Annotated in this window: 11 protein-coding genes, 1 tRNA gene and 1 pseudogene; 7 read left to right on the forward strand and 6 right to left on the reverse strand. The window is 61.0% G+C overall.

Annotated elements, in window-relative coordinates; translation table 11 throughout:
* Positions 1-17 precede the first annotated feature (17 nt).
* From fdnG to ACFSNN_RS17640, 7 genes are all read left to right on the forward strand, one after another.
* Positions 18-3086, forward strand: coding sequence for a formate dehydrogenase-N subunit alpha (fdnG, locus tag ACFSNN_RS17610; RefSeq protein ID WP_166799337.1), 3069 nt, complete (start codon positions 18-20; stop codon positions 3084-3086).
* Between the two features lie 10 nt (positions 3087-3096).
* Positions 3097-4029 carry a formate dehydrogenase subunit beta gene (gene fdxH, locus ACFSNN_RS17615; RefSeq protein WP_134462472.1) on the forward strand — a complete coding sequence of 311 codons (933 nt, stop codon included), beginning with the start codon at positions 3097-3099 and terminating at the stop codon, positions 4027-4029.
* Complete coding sequence (locus ACFSNN_RS17620; RefSeq protein ID WP_134462475.1) at positions 4016-4672, forward strand: formate dehydrogenase subunit gamma; 657 nt, start codon at positions 4016-4018, stop codon at positions 4670-4672. Before fdxH ends, ACFSNN_RS17620 begins: the two co-directional genes overlap by 14 nt.
* 111 nt (positions 4673-4783) lie before the next feature.
* Positions 4784-5779, forward strand: a complete 996-nt coding sequence (fdhE, locus tag ACFSNN_RS17625) for a formate dehydrogenase accessory protein FdhE (RefSeq protein WP_134462478.1) — start codon at positions 4784-4786, stop codon at positions 5777-5779.
* A gap of 35 nt (positions 5780-5814) precedes the next feature.
* Entirely contained in the window at positions 5815-7245 is a 1431-nt protein-coding gene (selA, locus tag ACFSNN_RS17630) for an L-seryl-tRNA(Sec) selenium transferase (RefSeq protein WP_134462480.1), read from the forward strand.
* Entirely contained in the window at positions 7242-9155 is a 1914-nt protein-coding gene (selB, locus tag ACFSNN_RS17635; RefSeq protein ID WP_134462483.1) for a selenocysteine-specific translation elongation factor, read from the forward strand. Before selA ends, selB begins: the two co-directional genes overlap by 4 nt.
* Positions 9156-9191: 36 nt before the next feature.
* Positions 9192-9287, forward strand: a tRNA-Sec gene (locus ACFSNN_RS17640).
* Between the two features lie 88 nt (positions 9288-9375).
* Here ACFSNN_RS17640 and ACFSNN_RS17645 read toward each other — a convergent pair.
* From ACFSNN_RS17645 to ACFSNN_RS17670, 6 genes and pseudogenes are all read right to left on the reverse strand, one after another.
* A complete protein-coding gene (locus ACFSNN_RS17645) occupies positions 9376-9627 on the reverse strand; it encodes a tyrosine-type recombinase/integrase (RefSeq protein WP_244322911.1) in 252 nt (83 codons plus the stop codon).
* Positions 9590-10225, reverse strand: a complete 636-nt coding sequence (locus tag ACFSNN_RS17650; RefSeq protein WP_244322912.1) for a phage integrase SAM-like domain-containing protein — start codon at positions 10223-10225, stop codon at positions 9590-9592. The genes ACFSNN_RS17645 and ACFSNN_RS17650 overlap by 38 nt, the downstream gene beginning before the upstream one ends.
* Before the next feature lie 726 nt (positions 10226-10951).
* Positions 10952-11287: pseudogene (locus ACFSNN_RS17655) on the reverse strand (DUF932 domain-containing protein); the annotation flags it as partial.
* A gap of 734 nt (positions 11288-12021) precedes the next feature.
* Positions 12022-12474, reverse strand: a complete 453-nt coding sequence (locus ACFSNN_RS17660; RefSeq protein WP_341868444.1) for a DUF262 domain-containing protein — start codon at positions 12472-12474, stop codon at positions 12022-12024.
* Positions 12417-13346, reverse strand: coding sequence for a LysR family transcriptional regulator (locus ACFSNN_RS17665; protein WP_134462491.1), 930 nt, complete (start codon positions 13344-13346; stop codon positions 12417-12419). Before ACFSNN_RS17665 ends, ACFSNN_RS17660 begins: the two co-directional genes overlap by 58 nt.
* Before the next feature lie 9 nt (positions 13347-13355).
* Positions 13356-14276 (reverse strand): LysR substrate-binding domain-containing protein, encoded by a 921-nt coding sequence (locus ACFSNN_RS17670; protein ID WP_134462494.1) that lies wholly within the window; start codon positions 14274-14276, stop codon positions 13356-13358.
* Between the last annotated feature and the right edge of the window lie 192 nt (positions 14277-14468).

Below are 14468 nucleotides of genomic sequence, written 5' to 3' on the forward strand. Positions count from 1 at the left end.
AGAGCCGAGGCCATTCGATGACCCATATGTCCCGGCGACAATTTCTGAAGGTTTCCGCCACCACGCTAGCCGGATCGAGTCTCGCCCTCATGGGCTTCTCACCGTCGCCCGCGTTAGCGGAGGTTCGTCAGTACAAGTTGTCGCGCACAACCGAAACCCGCAATACCTGCCCGTACTGTTCGGTGGGCTGCGGCATCCTGATGTACGGGCTCGGCGACAACGCCAAGAATGCAAAGTCCAGCATCATCCATATCGAAGGCGATCCCGATCATCCGGTCAATCGCGGCACGTTGTGCCCGAAAGGCGCGAGCTTGATCGACTTCATTCATAGCGAGAGCCGTCTGAAGTATCCGGAGTATCGCGCGGCGGGTTCGAATGAATGGAAGCGCATTTCATGGGAAGACGCGCTCGACCGCATTGCGAAATTGATGAAGGAAGATCGCGATGCCAACTTTGTCGAGACAACGGCGGATGGCAAAAAGGTCAACCGCTGGCTGACCACCGGCGTGCTCGCGGCGTCGGCCGGCAGCAATGAAGTGGGTTACTTGACGCACAAGACTGTCCGCAGTCTTGGCATGCTTGCATTCGACAATCAGGCGCGTGTCTGACATGGCCCGACGGTGGCAGGTCTTGCCCCGACGTTTGGCCGTGGAGCGATGACGAACCATTGGGTCGACATCAAGAACGCGGATGTGATTCTGGTAATGGGCGGCAATGCGGCCGAGGCGCACCCGTGCGGTTTCAAATGGGTCACCGAAGCCAAGGCGCATCGCAAGGCGAGGTTGATCGTGGTCGATCCGCGCTTTACGCGCACGGCATCGGTTGCGGACTATTACGCGCGGATTCGGACCGGCTCGGACATCGTGTTCCTGGGCGGCGTGATCAACTATCTGCTCACCAACGACAAGATCCAGCACGAGTACGTGAAGAACTACACGGACATGCCGTTCATCGTTCGTGAGGACTTTTCCTTTACCGACGGTCTCTATTCCGGCTACGACGCCGACAAACGCAAGTATGACCAGAGTTCGTGGGACTACGAACGCGGCGACGACGGCTATGCCAAAGTCGATCCGACCTTGCAGCACCCGCGCTGCGTCTATCAGTTGATGAAGCAGCACTACTCGCGCTATACGCCCGAGCAGGTCGAGAGCACGTGCGGTACGCCCAGGGACAAATTCCTCAAGGTGTGCGAGATGCTCGCATCGACGGCGGTTCCGGGGCGCGCCGGTACGATCCTGTACGCGCTCGGCTGGACGCATCACTCGATCGGCGCGCAGATCATTCGCACCGGCGCGATGGTGCAATTGCTGCTGGGCAATATCGGCATTGCGGGCGGCGGCATGAATGCGCTGCGCGGTCACTCGAACATTCAGGGTTTGACCGACCTCGGCCTGATGTCGAACCTGTTGCCGGGTTACATGACGCTGCCGCTGGAAGCCGAGCAGGACTTCGACGCCTTCATCGCGAAACGCGCGAGCCAGCCGCTGCGGCCGAATCAGTTGAGCTACTGGCGCAACTATCGCGCGTTCCATGTCAGTTTCATGAAGTCATGGTGGGGCGACAACGCGAGCGCCGAGAACAACTTCGGTTTCGACTATCTGCCCAAGCTCGATAAGTCGTACGACATGCTGCAGGTCTTCGAGCTGATGAATCAAGGCAAGATGAACGGCTACATCGCGCAGGGCTTCAACCCGCTTGCCGCGGCGCCGAACAAGGCGAAGATCGGCGCGAGTCTGGCCAAGCTGAAGTGGCTGGTCGTCATGGATCCGCTCGCTACGGAAACGTCGGAGTTCTGGAAGAACTTCGGCGAGTTCAACGACGTGGATCCGTCGAAGATTCAAACGGAAGTGTTCCGTTTGCCGACCACCTGTTTCGCGGAAGAACGCGGCTCACTGGTCAGTTCCAGCCGTGTGCTGCAGTGGCACTGGCAGGGCGCGGTCGGACCCGGAGAAGCGAGGAGCGACCTCGAGATCATGTCGGGGCTGTGGCTGCGTATCCGCGCGGCTTACCGTAAGGACGGCGGCAAGTATCCCGATCCGATTCTCAAGATGAGCTGGCCGTATGCCGACCCGGAAAGCCCGACGCCCGAAGAAATCGCCATGGAGTTCAACGGCAAGGCGCTCACCGACGTCACCGACCCGGCCGATAAAACCAGGGTGCTCGCCAAACAGGGCGAGCAGCTGTCGAGCTTCGCGCAGTTGCGCGACGACGGCAGCACCGCGAGCGGCTGCTGGATCTTCTGCGGCTCGTGGACCCAGGCGGGCAACCAGATGGGCCGCCGCGACAACTCCGACCCGACCGGCATCGGCAATACGCTGAACTGGGCGTGGGCCTGGCCGGCGAACCGTCGGATTCTGTACAACCGTGCTTCATGCGACCTCAGCGGCAAGCCGTTCGATCCGACGCGCAAGCTGATCTCGTGGAACGGCAAGGCGTGGACGGGAGCGGACATTGCCGACTTCAAGGCCGACGAACCGCCCGAAAACGGCATGAATCCGTTCATCATGAACGCGGAAGGCGTGGCGCGTTTCTTCTCGCGTGACGGTCTGGTGGAAGGGCCGTTCCCGGAGCACTACGAACCGTTTGAAACGCCGCTTGGCTACAACCCGCTGCATCCGAACAACAAGGCGGTCGTCAGCAGCCCGGCAGCACGCGTGTTCCCCGATGACCGGGCCGCGTTCGGTACGCACGAGAACTTCCCGCATACGGCGACCACGTATCGTTTGACGGAGCATTTCCACTACTGGACCAAGCACGCGCGCCTGAACGCGATCGTGCAGCCGCAGCAGTTCGTGGAGATCGGCGAAGATCTGGCGAAGGAGGTTGGCGTGGTGGCCGGAGATCGCATCAAGGTATCGTCCAATCGCGGGCATATCATTGCCGTGGCGCTCGTCACCAAGCGGATCCAACCGCTGATGATCGAAGGAAAGAAAGTCCAGACAGTCGGCTTGCCGTTGCATTGGGGCTTCAAGGGACTCGCGAAGCCGGGCTATCTCGTCAACACGCTGACGCCCTCCGTGGGCGATGGGAATTCGCAAACACCGGAATTCAAATCGTTCCTCGTCAAGGTCGAAAAGGCATAGGGGAGAAGAGATGGCACTGCAATCACTGGACATCAAACGGCTCTCGGCCACCACCTTGCCTGAACCGCAAGTGCGTGTGCCGGTTACGGGCACAGTCGCCAAGCTCATCGACGTGTCGAAGTGCATTGGCTGCAAGGCGTGTCAGACCGCCTGCATGGAATGGAACGATCTGCGCGATGAAATCGGCACGACAACCGGCATCTACGACAACCCGCGCGATCTGACCGAGCATTCGTGGACCGTCATGCGGTTCTCGGAATACGAGAACACGGAAGGCGATCTTGAGTGGCTGATCCGCAAGGACGGTTGCATGCACTGCGAGGATCCGGGTTGCCTGAAGGCTTGTCCGTCGCCGGGCGCGATCGTGCAGTACACGAACGGCATCGTGGATTTCCACGAGGAAAACTGCATTGGCTGCGGCTATTGCATCACCGGTTGCCCGTTCAACATACCGCGCATTTCGAAGCAGGACAACCGCGCGTACAAGTGCACGCTGTGTTCGGACCGCGTGGCGGTCGGCCAGGAACCGGCTTGCGTGAAGACGTGCCCGACCGGCGCGATCATGTTCGGCACCAAGGAGGACATGAAGCAGCAGGCCTCGGACCGGATTGAAGATCTGAAGGAGCGCGGCTTCCAGAATGCCGGTTTGTACGATCCCGCCGGCGTGGGCGGCACGCATGTGATGTATGTGCTGCATCATGCCGACAAGCCCACTCTGTATCACGGGCTGCCGCAGAATCCGAAGATCAGCGTGATGGTGGCGCTGTGGAAAGGTTTGGCAAAACCGCTGGCGCTCGCAGGTATCGCGTTCGCGGCCCTAGCCGGGTTCTTCCACTACACGCGCGTCGGTCCGAACGAGGTGTCGGAGGCCGATGAAGCCGAAGCCCAGCACGAAGCCGACGAAGTACGCCGTTCGCGGGAGGCATCCAATGAAGCACCCTGAGCATACCCATCTGAAGGACGTGCGAGGCAACAGCTTGATCGTGCGCTACACGCCGAATGAGCGTACGAATCATTGGATCACCGCGATCACGTTCGTCCTTTTGGCGCTGTCCGGCCTCGCCATGTTTCATCCGGCCATGTCGTGGCTTTACGCAATCTTCGGCGGCGGCCAATGGACGCGGATTCTGCATCCGTTTGTCGGCTGCGTAATGTTCCTGTCGTTTCTGATTCTTGCGTTGCGCTTCTGGCATCACAACTATCTCGACAAAGCCGACCTTCAGTGGATGAGACAGATCGACGACGTGCTCAACAATCGCGAGGAAAAGCTCCCCGCGATCGGTAAGTACAACGCTGGTCAAAAGCTGCTATTTTTTACCATGGTGATTTGCCTGCTGCTGTTGCTGGCGAGCGGCATCGTGATCTGGCGGCGCTATTTCTCGTTCTATTTCCCAATCGAGATCATCCGGCTCGCGGCGCTCGTGCATGCCGCGGCGGCGTTCGTGCTGATCGTCGGCATCGTCGTGCATATCTATGCGGCGTTGTGGATCAAAGGGTCGATCGGCGCCATGACGCGCGGCACGGTGACCTATGGCTGGGCGAGAAAGCATCATCCGAACTGGTTCAAGGAAATCATCGGAAAATAACGGGCCACGCACAGGTCATTCGAGGCAGCGCGGCTGCCGGCGCGCCGCACCCGAGCCGCCGCTCCTGTTCAATGAACGGCGGCGGCTCTTCAGTTTTCAGAGGTCGATACTGTGGTTCAACGTATTCTCGAAGCCGGCGATATCGAATCGCTCGATCACTCGGCAATTCCGCGCATTCGCATGCCGGAACGGCTCGCGGTGTTTGCCGCGCGCGCCGCACGGCTGCGCCAGCTTGCGGCGCTCGACAATCCGATCGCCGGCTATTTGCGTCTGATGGCCGTGCTCGCCGACGCGCAGCAAGCCGTGATCGCCGGCTTCAAGGCGCAGCCGCCCAGCGCCGAGTTGGTCGCGAGTGCGCAGCAGCATTCCATGCCGTTGATTCCCGCGCTTTCCGGCGTGCGCGATCCGGCTTGGCGCGACGTGCTGCGGCAGTTGCTCGACAAGGTGGCAGCCGCAGGCCCGCTCGCGCCGCCGCTCGAAGCGCTGATCGACCGGCTGCGCACGCTCGACACCGCCGCGCTCGAATTCCAGGCCGACTCGATTTTCGCGCAGCGCTTCGAAGAAATCGATCCGGCGAGCGCACCGTTCGTCGTGGCCGCGTTGCAAGTGGTGTGGACCGACCTCGCCGCCGATATCGACAAGCGCGAGGTGCCGTACCTCGAGACGCTCGGCCTGTGTCCCGTGTGCGGATCGCATCCGGTGGCGAGCATCGTGCGCGTGGGGGGCGCGTACGACAATTACCGCTACCTGCAATGCGGCCTGTGCTCGACCGAATGGCACATGGTTCGCGCGAAGTGCTCGAATTGCGATTCGACCAAGGGCATCGCTTATCACACGGCCGGCTCGCCGGATGCCGACGAGGCCGCGCGCGAAGCCGAATCGAAGAACGCCGCGCTGAAAGCGGAATCGTGCGACGAATGCCATACTTACCGGAAGATCGGCACACAGTCGAAGGACTACGATTTCGAACCGTTCGCGGACGATCTCGCCAGTCTCACGCTGGATTTGCTGATGGGGGCGGAAGGTTACCGGCGGGCGTCGCCGCATCCGTGGCTGTGGCCCGAACAGGGCGTCGGTGCGGATGAGTCTTCCGGCGAGTCCGACTAGCAGCGAGTGAATGCGACTGGAAGAGGGATTGCCTCGTGAGCGATGTAAGCGGCTCTGAATTGCGGGCGTTGATGGCGCGCGTGCCGTCGGTGGAAAAGGTGATGGCGTCGGCCGAGTTCGCGGCGCTGCTCGCCGAATATGGCCGCACGCAGGTGTTGACTGCGGTGCGCGGGGCGCTCGACTCCTGGCGCGCCGGCGCGCAGTCGGGCGATGCGTCCGTGAGCGCGCTCGACGTCGCGCAACTGAAGAGCGCGGTCGAAGCCGCGCTGCGCAAGCGCAACGAGTCGCGCTTGCGCAGCGTTTTCAATCTGACCGGCACGGTGCTGCATACCAATCTCGGTCGCGCATTGCTGCCCGACGAGGCGGTTCAGGCCGTCATGAAAGCGCTCACGCAACCCGCCAACCTCGAGTTCGATCTTGGCACTGGCAAGCGCGGCGACCGCGACGATCTGATCGACGAGCTCATCTGCGAATTGACCGGCGCCGAAGCGGCCACGGTGGTCAACAACAACGCGGCGGCGGTGCTGCTCACACTGTCCGCGCTGGCGTCGAAGAAAGAAGTCATCGTGTCGCGCGGCGAGCTGGTTGAAATCGGCGGCGCGTTTCGTATTCCCGACATCATGAGCCGCGCCGGCGCGAAACTGCGCGAAGTCGGCACGACGAACCGCACGCATTTTAAGGACTACGAGGAAGCCATCGGCCCGCAAACCGCGCTGCTGATGAAAGTCCACGCGAGCAACTATGCGATCAGCGGCTTCACCAAAGAGGTCGGTCTGGATGAAATCGCGGCGCTCGCCCACGCGCGCGGCCTTGCGGTGGCCGTGGATCTCGGCAGCGGCACGCTGGTCGATCTGAGCCAATGGGGCTTGCCGCGCGAGACGACGGTGCGCGAAACCGTCGAGGCCGGTGCGGACCTCGTCACGTTCAGCGGCGACAAGTTGCTCGGCGGTCCGCAAGCCGGTTTGATCGTCGGGCGACGCGATCTGATCGCGAAGATCAAGAAGCATCCGCTCAAGCGCGCGTTGCGCGTCGGCAAACTGACACTCGCGGCGCTGGAGCCTGTGCTGCAGCTCTATCGCGCGCCGGAGAGGCTCACGGAGCGGCTCACCACGTTGCGCTTATTGACCCGTGCCGCCGACGACATCCGGCTCGCCGCGGAGCGCGTGCAGCCCGGGTTGCAGCATGCGGTCGGCGAACGCTATGCGGTGACGGTGGAGCCGATGTTCAGCCAGATCGGCAGCGGCGCGTTGCCGGTCGACGTGCTGCCGAGTTACGGACTGGTCGTCAGAATGGCGGACGGCAAACGCGGCGGCCGTCAATTGCTCGCGCTTGAAAAGATGCTGCGGGAGATGGCGCGGCCCGTGATCGGCCGCATCGCGGACGATGCGTTGCGCCTCGATCTGCGCTGTCTCGAAGCCGCCGACGAAGCGCAACTGATCGAGCAACTGAAAGGCGCGCGCGCATGATCGTCGGTACGGCGGGGCATATCGACCACGGTAAGACGAGCCTGGTGAAAGCGCTATCGGGCGTCGATACGGATCGGCTCAAGGAAGAAAAGGCGCGCGGCATTTCGATCGAGCTGGGCTACGCGTACGTGCCGCTGGAGAACGGCGACGTGCTCGGATTGATCGATGTGCCGGGTCACGAAAAGCTTGTGCATACGATGACCGCGGGCGCGAGCGGCATCGACTTCGCGCTGCTGGTGATCGCCGCCGACGACGGCGTGATGCCGCAAACGCGCGAGCATCTGGCGATTGTCGAACTGCTCGGGATTCGGCAAGGCGCCGTCGCGCTGACCAAGGTGGACCGCGTCGACGCGCAACGTCTGCGCGAAGTACATGACGAAGTACGGGCGTTTCTGAGCGGCAGCGTACTTCAGGACGCGCCCGTGTTCGATACTTGCGCAGTGCAGGCCGACGATGCCGGCGTGGCCGCGTTGAAGGCGCATCTGCACATGGAGGCCGCGGCGTGGCGAATGAGGCGCGACGACGGCCTGTTCCGTCTCGCGGTCGATCGTGTCTTCACGCTCCCGGGCCAAGGCACGATCGTGACCGGAACCGTGGTGTCGGGCCGCGTAGCGGTGGGCGACACGATGCTGCTCGCGCCGAAGAATCAACCGGTGCGTGTGCGCAGCATTCATGCGCAAAATCGTCCGGCGCAGAGCGGACGCGCTGGCGAGCGCTGTGCATTGAACCTGGCGGGCATCGAGAAGAGCGCGATCGATCGTGGCGACTGGATCGTCGATCCGCGGCTCTCGCAGGCGTCGGAGCGAATCGACGTCATGCTGACGTTGCTCGCCGATGCACCGCACGCGTTGGAGCATTGGGCGCCGCTGCACGTGCATCTGGGCACGCAGCACCAGGTTGCGCATGTCGCGTTGCTCGATGGGGAAACACTCGGCGCCGGTCAGCGTGCCCGCGTTCAACTCGTGTTCGAGCGACCGGTTTGCGCGCTGCCGGGCGATCGCTTCGTGGTGCGCAACGCGCAGGCCAATCGCACGATTGGTGGCGGCCATGTGCTCGATCCGTTTGCGCCGTCGCGCAAGCGCCGTTCTGCCGAGCGGCTGGCGTGGCTCGACGCGCTTCAGACCATGCTCGACACCGGCACGCTCGACGCCGCTTTCGCAAGAGCACCGCATGGCTTGTCGCGCTCGCTGCTGGAGCGTTTGACGGGCATGCCGGCGGCCGCCCTCGCATTGCCGGCCAATACGCGGGTCGTGGAGTTGCCAGGCGAAGACGCATTGCTAGTCGCCGACGCGCTTTGGCAAGCGCTCCATTCGCGATTGACGGCGACGCTCGCGCAGTACCACGAACGCTCGCCGGACGAGTTAGGCCCGGACATCTCGCGTTTGCGGCGCATCGCGGCGCCGCTGGTGGACGACGCGCTGTGGCGCGCGCTTGTCGACGATGCCGCGACGCGTGGCGAGATCGTCAAACGCGGGCCCTGGCTGCACGTGCCGGGCCATGCGGTGACGCTCGACGAAGCGGATCGCGCGCTCGCGGCGACGCTGCTACCCGCGGTGAAAGCCGGTCGTTTCGATCCGCCGTGGGTGCGCGATCTGGCCAACGCGCACGGTGTACCGGAGGAGGGTGTGCGTCAATTGATGCGCAAACTCGCGCGACAGGGCGAGCTGTTTCAGGTCGTGCGTGATCTCTTTTACCACCCGGAGATGATTCAGGAATTGGCCTCGATTGCGGCTGCCGAGGCACAAAAGAATGCGGGCATGGTTGCGGCCGCACCGTTTCGCGACGTCACCGGGTTGGGCCGGAAACGCGCGATCCAACTTTTGGAGTACTTCGACCGGGTTGGGTATACTCGCTTCCACCGTGGACTGCATCTACTGCGCGCGGATAGTCGCTGGCTCGATCTGCTTTGATTTTTTTGATCGGTAACGGGTAGTTTGGTCACCGTGGGAAGGCATTCGTGTCCGGTGGCGCGGCTGGGCTTCAAACTCAGTTGAGGGCGTCAGACGCTCTCAGGTCGGTTCGACTCCGGCTGCCTTCCGCCATAAGGCTTTGCGCCGGTTAAATATCGTCATAAACCCGTCCAGTAAACTTGCATAGTGTGGGTTTTTCTGCCTTATCAGGGCTGGGGTTCTACTTTCTCGTGCCGATCTTCGCCAACGCGTCTGCAAGCTTCTCAGTCACGAGGTGAGCGTACCGCTTGGTCGATGCCGGTGTCTTATGGCCTAGAACGCCTCCTACGGTGTATAGATCGATCCCGGCGTTGATCATTCCCGACGCAGCGCTGTGCCTGAGATCATGGAATCTCAGGTCGGGAAATCCTGCGATCTTGCGGGCCTTGTTCCATTCATCCTTGAGCTTGTGCGGTTTGATCGTGAATGTCACGCGGCGTGCGATAGCGGTGATCTTCGGATGGATCGGAACGATGCGCGGCCTCCCATTTTTCGTTGTCGCCAGAGAGAATCCATTGCGCGTCGCCTTGGCGCGCAGAATCTCGCTCAGGCGCATTCCGGAATAGAACGCCACCGCTGATAGCGGCGCGCGTCTCCCGGTGCCTGCATGCCCTGGCGATCTTGAGCATGTCTTTGCGCTCCCTGTAGACGTGTCGTTCGTTGCTGACACTCGGCACAACCAGCTTGCCGGTTTCGTCGTGCTCAATCCTTCCCTTGATGTACGCATACTTGATGGCAGCCCGGATGTAACCGATTGTGTTGCTGATCGTCTTGTCGCTCATCGGCTTTTTCCGGTGCCCCTCGCGGTCCACGTTCGAGCGCATGTACCCGACGAAACTGACGGACCACTCGTAGAGAGCCATTGCATCATGATTCTCGTATTCCAGAGCGTACTTATCCATCACGCACACACGGGTCTGCAAGTCCTTCCAACTGGCTCCTTCGTCTTCGATATGTAGCCTGACACACTCACCGATCGTGACGGTATGCTTCCGGACGCCCGTCTCTACTGCGTAGACTTCGGCATCCATTCGCGGCCGAGCTTGTCAGCTTCTGCCGCAGAAATTCCCGCAGGGAGGAGTTTGGTTTTACGGATACGCCTGTTTTCGATGACGCGCTCGAACGTCCAGCGGTAGCGACGGCGGCCGGCCTTTGTAATGGTTTCGATTGGCATGATGCGAGGAATTTATAGAGCGATTCGAGTTCGTAGACGTGCGTTTTGTGGCCAAGCTTGTAACGCTGGATGATCTCACCGGCGCGGTCAATCCGGCTGATCGCATACCGCGGCACGCCGAGTATCTGGGCCCCCTCGGTTGCACTTATCCGTTTTCCCTTGGTGACGTCCATTTCACACCCCAATATATGCGCGTCAAGTCGATGATTCGTGCTGCGGTTTCGCTCATCGCGCCTTCCGGCTGCACAAAATTCTTAACATCAGCGCACACCTAACCGGCTGATTCGGAAAGCGCTTCCAGAGCCATTCGATCATGCGTTCTGTATCACTCATGCCGGAGCTTCTCCGGGCGGCTGTTGCAGGGCGATCCGTGCAGCGGGTAGAGGCATCCAGTGCCGTCACATGCGAAAGCGTCGATGGACCGCTCCACAACGCAGCGGTATGCGCCAATGATCATTCCGGATGGGGCATAAGCATGGAGTGACGCGTGGCGATCAGAAGCACGTGCGTTCCATCCTTCGGTACCGTCTCGATCGGTTGCCACGCATCCCGATCGCCACCGTCCGTATCAAGGTGATGGACAACTGCTCGTGCCGTCGTGCGAGTTCAGCAGCACGATTTCATCCGCTTTCTCGCCGGTGATCTGGTCGGCATGGCGAAGGCGAAGCATGTGTTTGCTGAATTCGCGCTTGCCCTGGTCGCGTACGCGGGTCTGGCAAATCATGAACGGCTGGAAAGCTTCGTTGCGCAGGCCGCGCAGCACGTCGATGGTGGGAATGTAGGTGTAGCGGTCGGAACGGCTCTCGTGCTTGCCGTCCGCGAAAAAGGATGGGGCAATGCGGCGGAGCTGGTCGTCGGAGAGGGGCAAGTCAGCGCGCAGCATCGGGAAGCCGTAATGGAAAGAGGAAGCGAGTTGCATGGCATTCTCCACAGTCAAGGTTGAGGACCTGAACCGGCCGAGGGGATGTGCCTTGCCGTTGCGACTGGACACTTCCCGGTGGAACTCGGGGTTGGCCTTGCTGCCGCCTGACTCCCGGGTTCCCGCCCGTGCGACTTGAGGAGCCGGTAGCGGGCAGGCGTCAAGGAAAAAGGCGTGGCCGACTCGTAAGCCAGGCTCTTGCGAGCCCCCGGATATCGTTCGGCGCCGAACAAAGCTCAAGAGATGCTGCCGACGCGCACGCGACGCGGGACGGCTCCTCGTCGGCCATTTCCGTCATTCGGGCGTCGGCGACTCTACGATCGCTGCAGGTAACAACGCTGTCGTTCGCAACCCGACCGACGCGAATGTCGATCCCACTTCCACTTCAAGCGAATACGTACTTTGGAGTCGCCAATCACCCGAGCTTTGTCAGGTCCCAAGCTTTCGCCAGCATATTGACGAGCGATATATACACGAGCGCCTGTTTCGGATGATCACATGAACCAGAGGAATCCGGATTGCGGCCCATCCGACATCGAATCTGATCCATTTTGGATGTAGCGAAAAACAGGAAAGCCCACAAAAATGGGCGGCCTTTCTTGTTGCGGTGCGACTTTACAGTGAATGAGCTACGCACTGACAACTAGCGCGCGATGCACAAGTGATGCGGGCGTTGGAAAATGAACGTAAGCTTTGTCGAGTCCCTGGCGATTTTCCACAGAAGTAGAAATCCGTCATAGAATAATTTCGAGCTGGACTTCGCGCGTTTCAGGGCGCTCCTGACTACCCGGGCGAGTTTGATAGAAGATCGAATAAGGCACACTGAAACCCTGCTTCGCGTCCTTCTTCGTGTAGCGGAAGATCAGGTAAAGCGTGGTCAGGCGTTGGTGGCCGTCAATCAGTTCCCATTGCTGGTTATCGGGTTTTTCCGCATCGCAGTGCAACTTCACGACAATCCAATCGGCTGCAGAGCCGTAGCTCTTGCCGCCGCTGGTCCAAATGTCGTCGAGCAGGTGCGTAACGTCCGACGGACCCCACCGGTACCCGTGTCGATGTGCCCGTGATGCTCCGCGTGCCCGAAGGGCTAAGTGCTCTCGATGCCGACTGTGATCGTACGGAGCTAGTTTCGCTATTCCGAATTGCGCATGGTTTTCTTCGCACAATCCTGAATCAGGGCACGCAACCAACAGTTGGCGGGATCGTCATCGAGACGTTTGGGCCATACCAGCTTTTCCTCGAGCGGTGGAATCGTGATCGGGACAGGAAAGACCCGGAGGTCGTATTGCTTTTCATAGTCATTTGCGAGCACCGTGGGGACGGTCGCAATGTAATCTGTTCCCGTCAGCATCGCGGGTAGCGTGAGAGCGTATTCGGTCTTCGCGGCGAACGCTCGACGCCACAACGAATTGTCGCTTTCGGTTGCCATGACGCGGCCGTCACCGAAGGTCGGTGCGACGTGTTTGAGTGAATAGAACAGGCCCTCGGTGAGCGTCTCGCCGACGAGCATATTGCCCTTCCATACGATGCAGCTATAGGGACTGCTAAAAAGCAGCAGATTGTCGTACCCGCTGGGCAAGTGTCGGCTCGGCACAACGACGAAGTCCGCGCCGCGCCGTTCGAGCGCCTCCTCCACAAGTGTGCGCGACGATCGCAGAGGTGCGGCTGAATGGATCATCAGTGAGATGTTCGGAGCGGTATGTTGAAGCTCGAGCACAACGCGCGACAACACGAGTTTCGAAATCATGTCGGAGCAGATGATCGAAAACCGGCGCGAGGCGCCGCTCGGGTTGAACCCGGCCCGCATCGCCGAAATGGCCTCTGCACGCTTCATCGCATCGCGCACGGGGCGTTCAAGCTGTAAGGCCAACGAAGTGGGGACCATCCTGCGGCTCACGAATACCAGCAGTTCGTCTCCGAAATGGTCGCGCAGCCGCGCGAGGGCCTCGCTGCAAGCCGGCTGGCCGATATGTAGAAATTCAGCGGCACGGCCGACGCTGCGGGTTTGCAACAGGGCATGCAGCGTAATCAGCTGGTTAAGATCGAGGTCGCGGTAATTCATGATGCTGAGTTAATGATCACGCGCGACTTCGAGCATCTTGTCCCGAAACCAGCGTAGCGGCGGATCGTCGAGCTGTGCTTCGCTCCATTGCAGCGCTTCGTCGAATTCGATGTCGCGGGTGCCCTGTGGCAGTTCCAAAACGCGCAGCGGCAGGGATTTCGCCCAGAGGCAGCCTAGCCGGTTGGGAATCAGTGCGATGTACGGCGTGCCGACCACGAGTTGTGCCGCTAGCGCGAACTGATCCACGACCACCGGTGTTCTTCGCATGACTCCCGACAATGCCAGGGGCTTGGCATCGAGCGCGTCTGGACCGTTGTCCGAAAACTGAACCGCCACGTGCGACATGTCGCGGAGTCTATCCAACGTTAGCGTGTCGCCCAAGGTGGGGTGATCCCGCCACACTACCGCGCTGAAGCGCTCGTGAAATAAATGGGCACGGGGATGAAGCGCGGAGCAGTGTTCACTGGGCAGGATGCAGAAATGGGCGCCGCGCCGTGCGAGACCTTCGGGCAGCAGCGTTACGGAAGCTTCGAGCGGACGTACAGAGATCACCACGTCGGGTGCTTCTTCGGCCAGCACGCGCATCACGCGGGGGATAAAAGTTTCCGCGATGTAATCCGAGCACAGTACAACGAACTCCCGGCGCATGTGCCGAGGGCTGAATTCCGGTTGCGCATGCACGATCGTGTCGATGTCCTGCAGCCATTCCTTGACGACACCCTGCAGATCGAGTGCCAGAGCAGTCGGGACCATCTGGCGGTTGAGGGGAATCAACAGCTCGTCCTGGAAATGTTCACGAAGACGCGAAAGCGCCGAACTGACCGCGGACTGTCCCAAATTGAGCGTGATTGCTGCAAGCGAGACGCTGCGCTCTCTCAATAGCGCGTCCAGAACCATCAGCAGGTTGAGGTCGAGGCCGTTGAGCCGCATTCGGTACCCTCCGTTTTGATCGATTTCATCAATAGACAGTAGAAATCCGACCGCCTTCCACGTCCTGAGCAAATGCAAGGGGCCGCGCCGCAGTCGCCATACCGTTCGGACAACAGCCCTATTGTGACTGCCGTGTAGGGCGTGAAAACCTCGGTAAATACCCTAAATCGTAGCAGCGCCGTTCGGTTGCGC

Origin of the sequence: Paraburkholderia dipogonis, from assembly GCF_042680985.1 — a bacterium.
Lineage (GTDB): Bacteria > Pseudomonadota > Gammaproteobacteria > Burkholderiales > Burkholderiaceae > Paraburkholderia > Paraburkholderia phytofirmans.

Coding starts and splice junctions, on each gene's coding strand:
- ACFSNN_RS17670 (WP_134462494.1), bottom strand. CDS start 14,276: ATGCGGCTCAACGGCCTCGACCTCAACCTGCTGATGGTTCTGGACGCG.
- ACFSNN_RS17620 (WP_134462475.1), top strand. CDS start 4,016: ATGAAGCACCCTGAGCATACCCATCTGAAGGACGTGCGAGGCAACAGC.
- ACFSNN_RS17650 (WP_244322912.1), bottom strand. CDS start 10,225: ATGGATGCCGAAGTCTACGCAGTAGAGACGGGCGTCCGGAAGCATACC.
- fdxH (WP_134462472.1), top strand. CDS start 3,097: ATGGCACTGCAATCACTGGACATCAAACGGCTCTCGGCCACCACCTTG.
- selB (WP_134462483.1), top strand. CDS start 7,242: ATGATCGTCGGTACGGCGGGGCATATCGACCACGGTAAGACGAGCCTG.
- ACFSNN_RS17665 (WP_134462491.1), bottom strand. CDS start 13,346: ATGAATTACCGCGACCTCGATCTTAACCAGCTGATTACGCTGCATGCC.